The 13842-nt window shown below is 63.7% G+C and carries 15 protein-coding genes; 9 read left to right on the top strand and 6 right to left on the bottom strand.

The window, feature by feature from the left end; all coding sequences use genetic code 11:
* Positions 1 to 706 precede the first annotated feature (706 nt).
* From thrC to AS156_RS32155, 4 genes are all read left to right on the top strand, one after another.
* Positions 707 to 2125 (top strand): threonine synthase, encoded by a 1419-nt coding sequence (gene thrC / locus AS156_RS32140; protein WP_066513315.1) that lies wholly within the window; start codon positions 707 to 709, stop codon positions 2123 to 2125.
* Positions 2122 to 3411, top strand: a complete 1290-nt coding sequence (locus AS156_RS32145; RefSeq protein WP_066513318.1) for a M16 family metallopeptidase — start codon at positions 2122 to 2124, stop codon at positions 3409 to 3411. Before thrC ends, AS156_RS32145 begins: the two co-directional genes overlap by 4 nt.
* Before the next feature lie 165 nt (positions 3412 to 3576).
* Positions 3577 to 4164, top strand: coding sequence for a GNAT family N-acetyltransferase (locus tag AS156_RS32150; RefSeq protein WP_066513323.1), 588 nt, complete (start codon positions 3577 to 3579; stop codon positions 4162 to 4164).
* 115 nt (positions 4165 to 4279) lie between these two features.
* A complete protein-coding gene (locus AS156_RS32155; RefSeq protein ID WP_066513324.1) occupies positions 4280 to 4924 on the top strand; it encodes a hypothetical protein in 645 nt (214 codons plus the stop codon).
* A gap of 84 nt (positions 4925 to 5008) precedes the next feature.
* Here AS156_RS32155 and AS156_RS32160 read toward each other — a convergent pair whose 3' ends face one another.
* From AS156_RS32160 to AS156_RS32180, 5 genes are all read right to left on the bottom strand, one after another.
* On the bottom strand, positions 5009 to 5494 hold the full coding sequence (locus tag AS156_RS32160; RefSeq protein ID WP_066513325.1) for a F0F1 ATP synthase subunit B family protein: 486 nt from the start codon (positions 5492 to 5494) through the stop codon (positions 5009 to 5011).
* Between the two features lie 3 nt (positions 5495 to 5497).
* Positions 5498 to 6064 (bottom strand): F0F1 ATP synthase subunit B, encoded by a 567-nt coding sequence (locus tag AS156_RS32165; protein ID WP_066513328.1) that lies wholly within the window; start codon positions 6062 to 6064, stop codon positions 5498 to 5500.
* 92 nt (positions 6065 to 6156) lie between these two features.
* Positions 6157 to 6387: a F0F1 ATP synthase subunit C gene (locus AS156_RS32170; RefSeq protein WP_016847054.1), complete on the bottom strand. Its 231-nt coding sequence runs from the start codon at positions 6385 to 6387 to the stop codon at positions 6157 to 6159.
* A 56-nt stretch (positions 6388 to 6443) separates the two neighbouring features.
* On the bottom strand, positions 6444 to 7193 hold the full coding sequence (locus AS156_RS32175) for a F0F1 ATP synthase subunit A (RefSeq protein ID WP_066513330.1): 750 nt from the start codon (positions 7191 to 7193) through the stop codon (positions 6444 to 6446).
* Positions 7194 to 7264: 71 nt separating this feature from the next.
* Positions 7265 to 7636 (bottom strand): AtpZ/AtpI family protein, encoded by a 372-nt coding sequence (locus AS156_RS32180; RefSeq protein WP_066513332.1) that lies wholly within the window; start codon positions 7634 to 7636, stop codon positions 7265 to 7267.
* Positions 7637 to 7910: 274 nt separating this feature from the next.
* On the opposite strand from AS156_RS32180, the gene AS156_RS32185 reads away from it, so the two are divergent.
* The 3 genes from AS156_RS32185 to AS156_RS32195 all read left to right on the top strand — a co-directional run bounded on the left by AS156_RS32185 (position 7911) and on the right by AS156_RS32195 (position 9664).
* Positions 7911 to 8540 (top strand): 2-hydroxychromene-2-carboxylate isomerase, encoded by a 630-nt coding sequence (locus AS156_RS32185; protein ID WP_066513333.1) that lies wholly within the window; start codon positions 7911 to 7913, stop codon positions 8538 to 8540.
* A gap of 77 nt (positions 8541 to 8617) precedes the next feature.
* On the top strand, positions 8618 to 9142 hold the full coding sequence (locus tag AS156_RS32190) for a hypothetical protein (RefSeq protein WP_066513592.1): 525 nt from the start codon (positions 8618 to 8620) through the stop codon (positions 9140 to 9142).
* A 45-nt stretch (positions 9143 to 9187) separates the two neighbouring features.
* Positions 9188 to 9664: a secondary thiamine-phosphate synthase enzyme YjbQ gene (locus AS156_RS32195; RefSeq protein ID WP_066513593.1), complete on the top strand. Its 477-nt coding sequence runs from the start codon at positions 9188 to 9190 to the stop codon at positions 9662 to 9664.
* 88 nt (positions 9665 to 9752) lie between these two features.
* Here the strand turns inward: AS156_RS32195 and AS156_RS32200 are convergent, their stop codons facing one another.
* Entirely contained in the window at positions 9753 to 11378 is a 1626-nt protein-coding gene (locus tag AS156_RS32200) for an MFS transporter (protein ID WP_201456148.1), read from the bottom strand.
* A 373-nt stretch (positions 11379 to 11751) separates the two neighbouring features.
* Between AS156_RS32200 and AS156_RS32205 the strand changes: the two genes are divergently transcribed.
* Positions 11752 to 12426, top strand: a complete 675-nt coding sequence (locus AS156_RS32205; protein ID WP_066513337.1) for a response regulator — start codon at positions 11752 to 11754, stop codon at positions 12424 to 12426.
* Between the two features lie 189 nt (positions 12427 to 12615).
* On the top strand, positions 12616 to 13809 hold the full coding sequence (locus AS156_RS32210) for a beta-propeller fold lactonase family protein (protein ID WP_066513339.1): 1194 nt from the start codon (positions 12616 to 12618) through the stop codon (positions 13807 to 13809).
* The last annotated feature ends 33 nt before the right edge of the window (positions 13810 to 13842 follow it).

The following is a 13842-nucleotide window of genomic DNA, read 5'->3' on the forward strand; positions in this document are numbered from 1 at the left end:
CACCTGTGGTCCTACCTCCCGTGCTTACTATTTTGCACGGGACCCATGGGTGCGATCGGCACCCGGCTTTCCCTGCGCCCTCTGCTTGAGGAGAGGGCGGAACGAAATGCAAGACTCGGACAATTCGTGTCGCGAGAATGCAGATGTTTGTCTCACCGGCGGCGCAACACACTCAGTGTCGTCCCTGCGAAAGCAGGGACCCATAACCACCGAAGTTCATTCCTGAGCGATGCAGGAACGACGAGTCCCCTTCACAACACAAGCCGCGGAGTATGGGTCCCTGCTTTCGCAGGGACGACGACTGGAGAGAGCCCCACAACTGTCATCGCCCGGCTTGCCGCCTCCGCTAAAGCTTCGGCGCGCCAGAGACCACAAGCCGCGTCGAAGCCTTGGCGTAGACGGGACCGGGCGATCCAGTACGCCGCGGCCGCTCGGCTCTCACACTGGCGTCTCTGGAATACTGGATCACCCGCATACGCATACGCGGGTGATGACAGCTACGTTGTTTGACATCCATCCGGATGTCGCCCAAGCACGAGGAGCAGATAGGCCGCCAGCCGTCCCAAGCCACGCCTTGCCGGCACCGTTCGGGCTACCCTTTGTCAGTCCGATCTTCTATGGTGCCCGTTCGGTTCGCAGGCGGCGAACATGATCATTCCATGATATCAAAGGCTTAAGGCTCTGATCGAAGCCTTTGGAGGGCAGTTTGACGCGGTATATTTCGACCAGGGGCGAGGCTCCTGTTTTGGGCTTCTGCGATGTGATGCTGACCGGGCTTGCCCGCGACGGCGGGCTGTATGTGCCTGAGACGTGGCCGCAGCTTTCGCCCGAGACCATCGCGTCGTTTTTCGGCCGGCCCTATTGGGAGGTCGCGGTCGAGATCATCCGCCCGTTTGCCGCCGGTGAGATTTCCGACGCCGATCTCGGTCGCATGGCCAACGAGGCCTATGCCACCTTCCGTCATCCCGCGGTGGTGCCGCTCGACCAGATCGGGCCGAATCAATTCCTGCTCGAGCTGTTCCACGGGCCGACCCTGGCATTCAAGGACGTCGCGATGCAGCTGATCTCGCGGCTGATGGATCACGTGCTCGCCAGGCGCGCGGAGCGCACCACCATCGTGGTCGCGACCTCGGGCGACACCGGTGGCGCTGCCGTCGAGGCCTTTGCGGGGCTCGACAATGTCGACCTCGTCGTGCTGTTTCCGAAGGGGCGCATCTCCGAGGTGCAGCAGCGCATGATGACGACGACGGGCGCCGCCAACGTGCACGCGCTCGCGATCGAGGGCACCTTCGACGATTGCCAGGCCATCGTGAAGGCGATGTTCAACAATCACCGCTTCCGCGACGCGGTGGCGCTGTCCGGCGTCAATTCGATCAACTGGGCGCGCATCGTGGCGCAGGTGGTCTACTACTTCACCTCGGCGGTCGCGCTCGGCTCGCCCCAGCGCACCGTCGACTTCACCGTGCCGACCGGCAATTTCGGCGACATCTTCGCCGGCTATGTGGCGAAGCGGATGGGCCTGCCGATCCGCTGGCTGCGCATCGCCGCCAACGTCAACGACATCCTGCCGCGCACGCTGAAGACCGGCATCTACGAGGTGCGCGAGGTGCACGCCACGACGTCGCCGTCGATGGACATCCAGGTGTCGTCGAATTTCGAACGGCTGCTGTTCGAGGCGAGCGGCCGCGACGCCGATAGCGTCCGCCGCCTGATGGCCTCGCTCAAGCAGTCCGGCCGTTTCGTGCTGCCGGATGCGACGCTCGCCGCCGTGCGCCGTGATTTCGACGCCGGCCGCGCCGACGAGACCGAAACCGCGGCCGCGATCCGCGCCGCCTGGCGCGAGGCGGGCGACCTCGTCGATCCGCACACCGCGGTGGCACTTGCGGTCGCCGACCGCGACACCTCGGACTCGAAGATCCCGAACATCGTGCTGTCGACTGCGCATGCGGCGAAGTTCCCCGATGCGGTCGAGGCCGCCTGCGGGGTGCGCCCGCATCTGCCGGCCTGGCTCGGCAGCCTGATGTCCAAGCCGGAACAGATGACTGTGATGAAGAACGATTCCACCGAGATCGAGCGCTTCGTGCTGTTGGTCAGCCGTGCCGCCAAGCAGGGAGCTATCGGATGAGTGTTGAAGTCACCAAGCTCCCGAGTGGCCTGACCATCGTCACCGACACCATGCCGCATCTGGAAACCGCCTCGCTCGGCGTGTGGGCCGGGGTCGGCGGGCGCGACGAGAAGCCGAACGAGCACGGCATCTCGCATCTCCTCGAGCATATGGCGTTCAAGGGCACCGCGCGGCGTTCCTCGCGCGAGATCGTCGAAGAGATCGAGGCGGTCGGCGGCGACCTCAATGCCGGGACCTCGACCGAGACCACGGCCTATTATGCGCGGGTGATGAAGGCTGACGTGCCGCTCGCGCTCGACGTGCTGTCCGACATCCTGGCCAATCCGTCCTTCGTGCCTGATGAGCTGGAGCGCGAGAAGAGCGTAATCGTGCAGGAGATCGGCGCGGCGCAGGATACGCCCGACGATGTCGTGTTCGAGCATCTCAACGAACTCTGCTATCCGGACCAGCCGATGGGCCGCTCGCTGCTCGGAACCGCCAAGACGCTGAAGAGCTTCGACCGCGACATGCTGCGCGGCTATCTCTCGACGCATTATCGTGCGCCGGACATGGTGGTGGCCGCCGCAGGCGCGGTCGATCACAAGCGCATCGTCGAGGACGTCACCCAGAGGTTTTCGAGCTTCGACGCCACGCCGGCGCCGAAGCCGCAGGCAGCGATGTTCGGCAAGGGCGGATCGCGCGTGGTGCATCGCGAGCTCGAGCAGGCGCATCTGACGCTTGCGCTCGAAGGCGTGCCGCAGCGCGACCAGTCGCTGTTCTCGCTGCAGGTCTTCACCAACACGCTGGGCGGCGGGATGTCGTCGCGGCTGTTCCAGGAGGTGCGTGAGAAGCGCGGGCTGTGCTACTCGATCTATGCCTTCCACGCGCCCTATACCGACACCGGCTTCTTCGGCCTCTACACCGGGACCGATCCGGCCGACGCGCCCGAAATGATGGAGGTCGTCGTCGACGTCATCACCGACGCCGTGGAGACCCTGACGGAAGCCGAGATCGCGCGCGCCAAGGCGCAGATGAAGGCCGGCCTCTTGATGGCGCTGGAAAGCTGCTCGTCCCGGGCGGAACAGCTGGCCCGCCATGTGCTGGCCTATGGCCGGCCGCAGACAGTCGAGGAGCTGGTGACGCGGATCGACGCGGTCAGTGTCGAATCGACCCGCAACGCCGCGCGTGCACTGCTTTCGCGCAGCCGCCCTGCGGTTGTTGCATTGGGCAGCGGCAGGGGTCTGGACACGGCGGTGTCTTTCGCGGAAGGATTGACGAACTCGAAGGCAAAGTCGCTGCTGCACTAGGAGAAGGTTCACCTCGCCCCGCGCTTGCGGGGAGAGGTCGAAGCCGAAGGCTTCGGGTGAGGGGTAGAGCCGCAAAACCGAATCTGCGGTAAGACCCCTCACCCCGACCCTCTCCCCGCAAGAGCGGGGCGAGGGAGAAGTAGTCCGGCGGGGGAGTGTTGGGCCATGGCCCTGTTTCGTTTGCCATCCAGCGGACCGGCCGCGCTGATGCCGCGCGGCCACGGGCTGCTGTTGCGGGCGCCGCAGATGTCGGATTTCCCGCAATGGGCGCAATTGCGTGAATTCAGCCGGGCCTATCTGACGCCGTGGGAGCCGATCTGGCCTTCCGACGACCTGACCCGCTCAGGCTTCCGCCGCCGGCTGCGCCGCTATTCCGAGGACATCGCGGCCGACCGCTCCTATCCGTTCATCATCTTCCGCGAATCGGACGGGGTGATGGTCGGCGGCATCACGCTCGCCAATGTCCGCCGCGGCATCGTTCAGGCCGGGACGATCGGATATTGGGTCGGCCAGCCCCACGCGCATCGCGGCTACATGACCACCGCGCTGCGGGTGCTGCTGCCCTCGCTGTTCGGCGAGCTCAATCTGCATCGCATCGAGGCGGCCTGCATCCCGTCCAACGCGCCGTCGATCCGGGTGCTGGAGAAGTGCGGCTTCACCCGCGAGGGCCTGGCGCGGCGCTATCTCTGCATCAACGGGATCTGGCAGGATCACCTGCTGTTCGGCCTGCTGCACGAGGATTTCCGCGGTTGATCTTAAGCCTTTTGGCTGACCCCGGCGCCGTTCTGGCGCCTTGGGTTCGCCGCCATTGCCTTGCTATAACGCCCGCGAAACGGGGTGCTTCGGTTGGAGATTTTAGGAATATCGCATGGCTGACAGGGTGATCAGGTTCGCGGTCGCTACGGCACTATCGATCGGTGTCGGCGCGGCCCTGCTGCCTTCGGCTGCGTCGGCGCAGTCACTCAGCGACCGCTTCAAGAGCCTGTTCGGCGGTGGCTCGTCCGATTCCAAGCCGGCGACGCCCTCGGCCCCGCAGCAGCTGAATGAGAACGACGCTCAGCTGACCTGTCCGCCGGTTCAGGTTCGCTCGGGCGCCTCGACCTATTCGGTGGCCGTGCCCGGCAAGGAAGCGGTCGGCAACGACATCAAGTTCCTGGCCTCGATCACGCGCATGGCGCGGCAGTGCGATCTGACCAATGGCCAGATCACCGCGAAGATCGGCATTCAGGGGCGGGTGATCGTCGGGCCCTCGGGTGCGCCGCCGACGATCGAGGTGCCGTTGCGCGTCGCCGTGGTGAAGGGCGGCGTCGGCGAGCAGACCATCATGACCAAGGCGTACACGACCACGGTGCAGATGGATGAGAGCGGCAGCGTGCCGTTCAGCCTGGTCGCCGAGGATGTCGTCTATCCGGCACCGTCGCCGGCCGACAACGACAACTACGTCTTCTATATCGGCTTCGACCCGCAGGCCCTGAAGCCGCAGCCGAAGCCGCGCGGCCACAAGAAGAAGTAATGCCGCGTGCCCGTGGGTGCGTTGGGCCAACAAAAAAGCCGGCGCGAGAGCATCGCGCCGGCCTTTTGCTGGATGGGCTTGGCGTCAGTTCAGCTTGGAACGAACCTCGGCAATGCCCTTGCTGACGAGACCGTCGGCGACCGAGCCCTTGACCGACTGCGACAGGATGGTCGAGGCGGCGCTGACCGCAGCGTTCGCCGCGGCGGCGCGGACGTCGGCCAGGGCCTGGGCCTCGGCCATGGCGATCTTGCTCTCGGCGGTCTTGGTCCGCCGCGCGACAAAATCTTCCATCTTGGTCTTGGCTTCGGCCGCAATCCGTTCGGCTTCGGCCTTGGCGCTCGAGATGATATCCTCGGCCTCGCGCTCCGCGCTGGTACGGCGGGCCTTGTACTCGCCGAGCAGCTTGGTGGCCTCGTCCTTCAGACGGCGGGCGTCGTCCAGCTCGGCCTTGATGCGTTCGGCGCGGTGATCGAGTGCCGTCAGCAGTGTCCGGTGGACACCGACATAGGCGAACACGATCATCAAGATGACGAACGCGATCGCAACCCAGGTTTCCGGTTCGTAAAACATCGGTTATCCCTTCAGCGAAGCGTCGACGGCGCTGTTGACCGCATTCGCATCCGGCGTGACGCCGGCGAGCTGCTGGACGATGGCGCCAGCTGCGTCGGCCGCAATCCCGCGGACATTGCTCATGGCGTTCGTCCGGGTGGTCGCGATCTGCTTCTCGGCGTCGGCAAGCTTCACAGCCAGCTTGTCTTCCAGCGACTTGCGCTCGGCTTCCGAGGCCGCGTTCAGCTTCTCGCGGGTCTCGTTGCCGATTGCCTGCGCGCGGGCGCGGGCGTTCGCCAGTTCGCTTTCATAGGCCTTCAGCGCAGCGTCGGACTCGTCCTTCAGCTTCTGCGCCTCGGCCAGGTCGCCCTCGATCTTGTTCTGGCGTGCATCGATCGTCCCGCCGACGCGCGGCAGTGCGAAACGCGACACGATCAGATAGAGCGCGACGAATGCGATCGCCAGCGACACCAGCTGCGAGGGGAAATTGGAGGAATCGAACGGCGGAAAAGCTCCGCCGTGATGTCCGCCATCGGCCTCGGTGTGGGCACCGGCATTCTGGCCTTTTGCCTCGCCATGACTCTCAGCCACGGTGTTCTCCTGTTGCAGTCATGCGCGCCGCCCTTGGAATGGACCTTTGGGCGGCGCGACAGGTTACCGCTGAAGCGGAACCGGGGTGCCGCTCAGAGCGGAACGAACAGCAGGAGCAGCGCGATCAGCAGCGAGAAGATGCCGAGCGCTTCGGTCACGGCGAAGCCGAAGATCAGGTTGCCGAACTGGCCCTGCGCGGCCGACGGGTTGCGCACCGCAGCGGCGAGGTAGTTGCCGAAGATGATACCCACGCCAACGCCCGCACCGCCCATGCCGATGCACGCGATGCCCGCGCCGATAAGTTTAGCTGCTGCCGGTTCCATATGTAGCTCCTTGAGGAAAGATAGACGGATTGGTGGGTGGAGATTCCCCGGACCGCTTAGTGTCCCGGATGAATGGCGTCGTTGAGGTAGATGACGGTCAGGATCGCAAACACGTAGGCCTGCAGGAACGCGACCAGGATTTCGAGTGCGTACAACGCAATGGTGAGCGCGAGCGGCAGCACGCCGCCGACCCAGCCGAGCGCGCCGAGCGAAAAGCCGAGCATCGCGACGAAGCCCGCGAACACCTTCAACGCGATGTGGCCGGCCAGCATGTTGGCGAACAGACGCACGCTGTGCGAGACCGGCCGCAGGAAGAACGACAGGACCTCGATGAACATGACCAGCGGCAGGATGTAGATCGGGATGCCGGAGGGAACGAAGATCTTGAAGAATTTCAGGCCGTTCTTGTAGACGCCGTAGATCAGGACCGTGAGAAACACCATGATCGCCATCGCGAAGGTGACGATCAGGTGGCTCGCGATCGTGAAGGTGTAGGGGATGACACCCACGAGGTTCGAGACGCAGAGGAACATGAAGATCGAGAAGATCAGCGGGAAGAACTTCATGCCGTCTGCGCCGGCATTGCTGCGGATGGTCGAGGCCACGAATTCGTAGGATATCTCGGCCATCGACTGCAGCCGTCCCGGAACCAGTTCCCGGCCGCTCGCCAGCATCAGCAGCGCGATCAGCAGCACCGCGATGAACATGTAGAGCGACGAATTGGTGAAGGCGATCGTGTAATTGCCGATATGGCCGAGCGTGAAGAGGGGCTCGATATTGAACTGATGGATTGGGTCGATTTTCATCCGCGCGGCTCTTGGTCCACCGGCCATCCTGCCGGTTATCGAATTTCAAATGTCATGACTTCCGCCAGCGATCAACGCTTGCCCGAGGCCACGCCCGCAGACCTCACCACGTTGACCACGCCGGCGACGAAGCCGAGCAGCATGAACACGATGAAGCCGAATGGCGATGTCGACAGCAAATGGTCGACTCCCCAGCCAATCGCCGCCCCGACGGCAACGCCCGCGATCAGCTCCGAGGAAAGACGAAAACCGAGCGCCATCGCCGAAGCTCTGGCGGCACTGTCCCCGCTTTCAGTACCGGATTGATCAGTCTTGCTCTTCCGGCTGTCGCGAATTTCTGACAACCGATGATCGAGACTTCCGAGCCTTGCGGAAAGCGCAGCTTCGTCGGGAGACGATTGATCGCGACTTCCACTTGCGCCGTGGTTGGTGTTCTCAGCCATGCTGCAAACACTAACCGATGCCGCGGATGATGGAAATTGCGCCCGTCCCCGTCAAAAGCCGCGCGGACCATACTTACCGTGACTAATCAAGTCAAGATTGCGTCGTCACCAGTTATTGCTTTGATTTCGCTGGATTTATTGGAAGATATTCACGGGCAGAGTGACGCAGTGATCGCAGTGCAACAGCTTGTATGCAATCGAGCGATCTTGCGCACATTTCGTCGCCCTGCTGGGATGGCTGAAACTTTCCTCTCGTTTTCAACCGGAAATCCACATGCCGCGTCAGGTCGATTACTATTTCTCGCTGCAATCGCCGTGGGCCTATATCGGCCACAAGCCGTTCATCGAGCTCGTAAGTACCTACAATCTCAAGGTAAATTATCGACCTGTGCTGCTGGTCGATCTGTTCTCCGAGACCGGCGGGCTGCCGCTCGCCCAGCGCCATCCGGTGCGGCAGCGCTACCGGATGATCGAGCTGCAGCGCTGGCGGGACAAGCGCGGACTGGATTTCCATCTGCAACCGGCGCACTGGCCGTTCAATGCACGCCTGGCCGATGGGGTGGTGATCGCGGCGCTGGAGGCGGGCCTCGATCCCGAGCCCTATCTGCAACGGGCCTATCCCGCGGTCTGGGAGCAGCAGCGCAATCTGGCCGATCCTGCGACCTTGACGGCACTCGCCGACGATGCCGGTCTGCCCGGCCAGCAACTCGTGGCGCGCGCTGGCACGGAGGCGGTCGGCGCGGCCTACGAGCAGAGCCGGCAGGATGCGCTCAGCGCTGATGTCTTCGGCTCGCCGGGCTATGTGCTCGATGGCGAGGTGTTCTGGGGACAGGACCGGATCGAATTGCTCGATGACGCGTTGAAGTCAGGCCGCAAGCCCTATAGCTCAAACGTCGAGGCATGATCCGGAAAAACAAGGGCACCGGCGTTCCGAGCGGATCATGCCGAGACCTGCAGGATCTGGTTGAGGCGGAGCGAGCCATGCCCTTAGCGACGTCGACCTCGAAATTGTCCATCGCGACTGTTGCTGTCGTGCTGCTGACCGGCGGCACAGCGATTGCGCAACAGCCGCCGGCGCCCGATACCGAGAACGGTCGCTACGCGCTGTCTCCCGCGGCTGATGGCTTCCTGCGGCTAGACACGCGCACCGGCGCGGTGTCGACCTGCACCAATTCCGGTAACGGCTGGGCCTGCTACGAAGTGCCGGACGAGCGCGCGGCGCTGGATGCCGAGATCGGGCGTCTGCAGGCCGACAACGACAAACTGAAGGCCGAGCTTGCGGCGCGCGAGCCGACCGCATCGGGCAAAACCGACGAGGCGCTGCCGAAGTCGGACTCGCTGAAGAAGGCGGAGCCGAAGACCGCCGAAGGCGACCGCAAGATCGAGATTCCGCTGCCGAGCGACCGCGATATGGATCGCGCGATGTCGTTCATCGAGCGCGCCTGGCGGCGGCTGATCGAGATGGCCAACCGTGTGCAGCGCGACAACAATGGCGGCAAGATTTGACGCGCCCTCTCGACGGCATCGGGACGGCGAATTCAGGGAATGCCGATGAGCCAATCGAAAGCGGCCACGCGCTCGGCACCGTCAACGGTCGCTGCAACCAGCATCGCTTCGTCGCGCCTGACGGTCCAGACATCGCGTGCAGGCTTTACCGACATCACAAGCGAGGTCGCCAAATTCCTGCGCGAGGTGCATGCCGGCGAGGGCGCGGTGACGCTGTTCATCCGTCACACCTCGGCGTCGTTGACGATCCAGGAGAACGCCGATCCCACCGTGCTGATCGACCTGATGACGGCACTCGATCGCGCCGCACCCGAAGACGGCGGCTGGCGCCACGACACCGAAGGTCCCGACGACATGCCGGCGCATATCAAGACCATGCTGACGAGTGTGTCGCTGCAGATCCCCGTGCTCGATGGCGAGATGGCGCTCGGCACCTGGCAGGGCATCTATCTGATCGAGCACCGCGCCCGGCCGCACCGGCGCGAGATCGCACTGCAATTCATCGGCGCGACGCGCGCATGAGGCTGTCGGCGCGAACCGCATCGGCTGCAAATGACACCGGCCGCGGATCGCTCCGCGGCCGATGCGTTTGGATCGCGATGTCGACCGATCAGGTCTTGCTGATATCGACGTCCTTGGTCTCCGGCAGGAAGATCGCGCCGACGACCGCCGTGATGGCCGCGAAGATAATCGGATACCAGAGGCCGGCATAGATATCGCCGGTCGAGGCCACGATCGCGAACGCGGTCGCGGGCAGCAGGCCGCCGAACCAGCCGTTGCCGATGTGATAGGGCAGCGACATCGAGGTGTAGCGGATCTTGGTCGGGAACAACTCGACCAGCATCGCGGCGATCGGGCCGTAGACCATGGTGACGAAGATCACCAGGATGAACAGCAGACCGATGACTGCAGCGACCTGCGGGCGGAAGATATCAAACGGGTGCGCCATCTTCACGATGCCGGAATCACCCGCCTTGGGGTAGCCGGCTGCTGCGATCGCCGCGGTGACCGCGGGATTGCCGGCCTTGGCGTCGGGGTAGGGGATCTCCTTGCCGTTGATGACGACCTTCACGCCGGAGCCCGCGGCGCCGGGTGTCGTCGAGTACCTGACCGACGACTGGGCGAGGAAGGCGCGAGCGAGGTCGCAAGGCGCGGTGAAGATGCGGGTGCCGACCGGATTGAACAAGTCGCCGCAGCCCGCGGGATCGGCAACCACATCGACCTTGGTGGCTTCGATCGCCTTTTCCAGCGCCGGGTTGGCGTTGGTCGTAATCATCTTGAAGATCGGAATGAAGGTCAGTGCGGCGATCGCGCAGCCTGCAAGGATGATCGGCTTACGGCCGATCCGGTCCGACAACGCGCCGAACACGATGAAGAAGCCGGTGCCGAACAGCAGCGACCAGGCGATCAGCAGGTTCGAGGTGTAGCCGTCAACCTTCAGGATCGCTTGCAGGAAGAACAGCGCGTAGAACTGACCCGTGTACCAGACCACGCCCTGGCCCATGGTGCCGCCGAGCAGCGCAAGCAGCACGATCTTGGCGTTGGACCAGTTGGCGAAGGCTTCCGTCAGCGGCGCCTTCGAACTCTTGCCCTCGTCCTTCATCCGCTGGAACACAGGCGATTCGTTCAGCCGCAGACGGATCCAGACCGAGATTCCGAGCAGGAAGACCGACACCAGGAACGGGACGCGCCAACCCCAATCGGCGAACTCCTTCTCGCCGGTGATGCTTCGCGTGAACAGGATCACCAGGAGCGAAAGGAACAGGCCGAGCGTCGCCGTGGTCTGGATGAACGAGGTATAGTAGCCGCGCCTGCCCTGCGGGGCATGCTCGGCGACGTAGGTTGCCGCACCGCCATATTCGCCGCCGAGCGCAAGGCCCTGCAGCAGTCGGAGACCGATCAGGATGACCGGCGCGGCGAACCCGATGGTCTTGGCGCTGGGCAACAGGCCGACGATGAAGGTCGACAGGCCCATGATCAGGATCGTGACGAGGAAGGTGTATTTGCGGCCGACGATGTCGCCGACACGGCCGAACACGATGGCGCCGAACGGGCGGACCAGGAAGCCTGCGGCGAAGGCCAGCAGCGCGAAGATGTCGCGGGTCGCCGGCGGATAGTCGGAGAAGAACTGCGCGCCGATGATGCCGGCGAGCGATCCGTAGAGATAGAAGTCGTACCACTCGAAGACGGTGCCGAGCGACGACGCCAGGATGACGAAGCGTTCGTCCTTCGTCATGCCGGACGGTCGCGCCGAAGTTGCAGTCACTGTCGACATCTGGATTAATCCCCCCGATTTATTGCTGCCGTGCTGCCCCCATCTGCCGGATTTCGGTCAGATTAAGTCAAAGGCTTGGCTTGAAGGTAACATCGCAGTGAAACCCACCCCAATAAGACTTTTGGCTTTTGCACGTCTTCGCCCTATCGTCGGACAGTGAATGAGATGGGACGCTCCCGCGCGCGTCTGTTGCGGCGCACAAGCCTGAGCGGGTTAACTGCGTTGGCATCTGGTATTACCGGGCGCTTGCGTGATACTCCGGCGCGGGAGACAACCAAGCTGCGTGGGTTCGCCGAAACCCGCCTGTAGGGACCGATCCGCCTGTGGGACTGAGATGACTACTGTTGCCAATACTCATCTTGTCATCGCCGACGACCATCCGCTGTTCCGCGATGCGTTGCGTCAGGCGGTGTCGAGTGTCGTGAGTTCTGCCGCGATCAGCGAGGCCGGATCGTTCGAGGATTTGACCGCGCTGCTGGAACGCGACTCCGAGGTCGACCTCATCCTGCTCGACCTGACGATGCCCGGGATCAGCGGCTTCTCCGGCCTGATCTATCTGCGGGCGCAATATCCGGCGATCCCGGTGGTCATCGTGTCGGCCAGCGACGACGCCGGAACCATTCGCCGCTCGCTCGACTTCGGCGCCTCCGGCTTCATCCCCAAGCGCTTCGGCGTCGAGACGCTGCGCGATGCCATCATGAAGGTGATGGAGGGCGACGTCTGGGTTCCGCCGGACACCGATCTGTCGGCCGCGGGCGACCCTGACATGACGCGGCTGCGCGACCGCCTGGTGACGCTGACCCCGCAGCAGGTGCGGGTGCTGATGATGCTGTCGGAGGGGCTGCTCAACAAGCAGATCGCCTACGAGCTTGGGGTCTCCGAGGCGACCATCAAGGCGCATGTCTCGGCCATCCTGCAAAAGCTCGGCGTCGAAAGCCGCACGCAAGCCGTGATCGCAGCCGCCAAGATTGCCGGCGGCCAGTGGCGCCAGGGCACGCCGACGCCGTAGCCCCGAGCAACTCCAGCCGCCGAGCCCGAACCACGGCATTGCGCGTCAATGAAGGGCGCGGCTAGGCGCGCCGAAGACGGGCCTCCGCGCGGCCATCCAGCTCTCCACCCAAAGTGCGCAGAGGTCGAAAACCGAGTATCCTGCCCGGCATCGGCCCGTGAGAGGCCGCGTGCTTTCGGGGAGAACGCCATGATCTCTGCAACTCGTGTCGCCGGATTGTCTCTGGCTGCGGCAATCCTTCTCGGTGCCGGTTCTTTCAGCCGCGCTCACGCCAAGCCGCTGATGATCGTCGGCCTCGATGAGAAGCTGTTGTGGGACGACGACGGCAAGCCGGTGCTGTCAGCGCCCGGCAAGGATCAAGTGCTGATCGTCGATCTCGCCGATCCCGAGAATCCGAAGATCGTGGCTTCTCTCCCATTGAAGAACTCAGTGGTCGGCCCCCCGGTCAACCTCGACATCGATCCAACCGGGACAGTGGCGCTGGTCGCGGATTCGGTCGACGTAGTAAAGGAAGGCGACGCTCTGAAGCAGGTGCCGGACAACAAGATCTATGTGATCGATCTCAAGGCGACGCCGCCGAAGCTCGCAGCGACCATTACCGGCGGAAAGCAGCCGTCGGGGTTGAGCTTCAGTCCCGACGGCAAGATGGCGTTGGTTGCCAACCGCGGGGACAATTCAATCAGTGTACTTTCGGTCAACGGCACTGACGTCAAGGTCGCCGACACCGTATCGATGCCTGACAGCGTCGCGCATGTCACGTTCGCACCCGACGGCAAGCACGCGCTGGTCGCGCGCTTTCCCGCGCACAAGATATCGGTGCTCGATATCGCCGGCGAAAAGGTCATCTACAGCAAGATAGACCTGCCGGCCGGCCAATGGCCTTACAACGTGGCAGTGACCCCGAACAGCAAGATCGCGTTGACGTCAGACAACGGCAATGCAGGCGCGTCGGACGGCAGCGTCGACACGGCCAGCATCATCGATCTCGAAGCGAAGCCGCCGCGTATCATCGATCGCGTGGTGGTCGGCGATGGACCGGAGGGACTTGCCGTCAGCCCGAAGGGCGACCTTGCAGTCTCGGTGATCCTGCGCGGATCGAACATGAAGAATGCGTTCTTCCATGAGAAGAACGGTAGCGTCTCGGTCCTGAAGATCGACGGCAAGAAAGTGACCAAGATCCGAGATATCGACGTCGGCGGACTGCCTGAGGCTGCGGTCTTCACGCCTGACGGAAAATACATCCTAGTCGGGAACTACCTCACCCGGGACTTCTCAATCCTCCAGGTCGACGGAACAAACGTCACCGACACAGGGAAGCGCTTTCAGGTGCCAGGGCACCCGGCGTCGGCCAGAATGGAACCGAACCAAGCCAGCGCAAGATGAGATTGGGCTGAACCAGAACATGCTTCAGAGCAT

The organism is Bradyrhizobium macuxiense (assembly GCF_001542415.1).
GTDB lineage: Bacteria > Pseudomonadota > Alphaproteobacteria > Rhizobiales > Xanthobacteraceae > Bradyrhizobium > Bradyrhizobium macuxiense.

What these genes read in the sequence shown, in the direction of transcription:
- AS156_RS32145 (WP_066513318.1), top strand. Translation starts at nt 2,122, where the DNA reads ATGAGTGTTGAAGTCACCAAGCTCCCGAGTGGCCTGACCATCGTCACC.
- AS156_RS32150 (WP_066513323.1), top strand. Translation starts at nt 3,577, where the DNA reads ATGGCCCTGTTTCGTTTGCCATCCAGCGGACCGGCCGCGCTGATGCCG.
- AS156_RS32155 (WP_066513324.1), top strand. Translation starts at nt 4,280, where the DNA reads ATGGCTGACAGGGTGATCAGGTTCGCGGTCGCTACGGCACTATCGATC.
- AS156_RS32160 (WP_066513325.1), bottom strand. Translation starts at nt 5,494, where the DNA reads ATGTTTTACGAACCGGAAACCTGGGTTGCGATCGCGTTCGTCATCTTG.
- AS156_RS32170 (WP_016847054.1), bottom strand. Translation starts at nt 6,387, where the DNA reads ATGGAACCGGCAGCAGCTAAACTTATCGGCGCGGGCATCGCGTGCATC.
- AS156_RS32175 (WP_066513330.1), bottom strand. Translation starts at nt 7,193, where the DNA reads ATGAAAATCGACCCAATCCATCAGTTCAATATCGAGCCCCTCTTCACG.
- AS156_RS32180 (WP_066513332.1), bottom strand. Translation starts at nt 7,636, where the DNA reads ATGGCTGAGAACACCAACCACGGCGCAAGTGGAAGTCGCGATCAATCG.
- AS156_RS32185 (WP_066513333.1), top strand. Translation starts at nt 7,911, where the DNA reads ATGCCGCGTCAGGTCGATTACTATTTCTCGCTGCAATCGCCGTGGGCC.
- AS156_RS32190 (WP_066513592.1), top strand. Translation starts at nt 8,618, where the DNA reads ATGCCCTTAGCGACGTCGACCTCGAAATTGTCCATCGCGACTGTTGCT.
- AS156_RS32195 (WP_066513593.1), top strand. Translation starts at nt 9,188, where the DNA reads ATGAGCCAATCGAAAGCGGCCACGCGCTCGGCACCGTCAACGGTCGCT.
- AS156_RS32200 (WP_201456148.1), bottom strand. Translation starts at nt 11,378, where the DNA reads ATGACGAAGGACGAACGCTTCGTCATCCTGGCGTCGTCGCTCGGCACC.
- AS156_RS32205 (WP_066513337.1), top strand. Translation starts at nt 11,752, where the DNA reads ATGACTACTGTTGCCAATACTCATCTTGTCATCGCCGACGACCATCCG.
- AS156_RS32210 (WP_066513339.1), top strand. Translation starts at nt 12,616, where the DNA reads ATGATCTCTGCAACTCGTGTCGCCGGATTGTCTCTGGCTGCGGCAATC.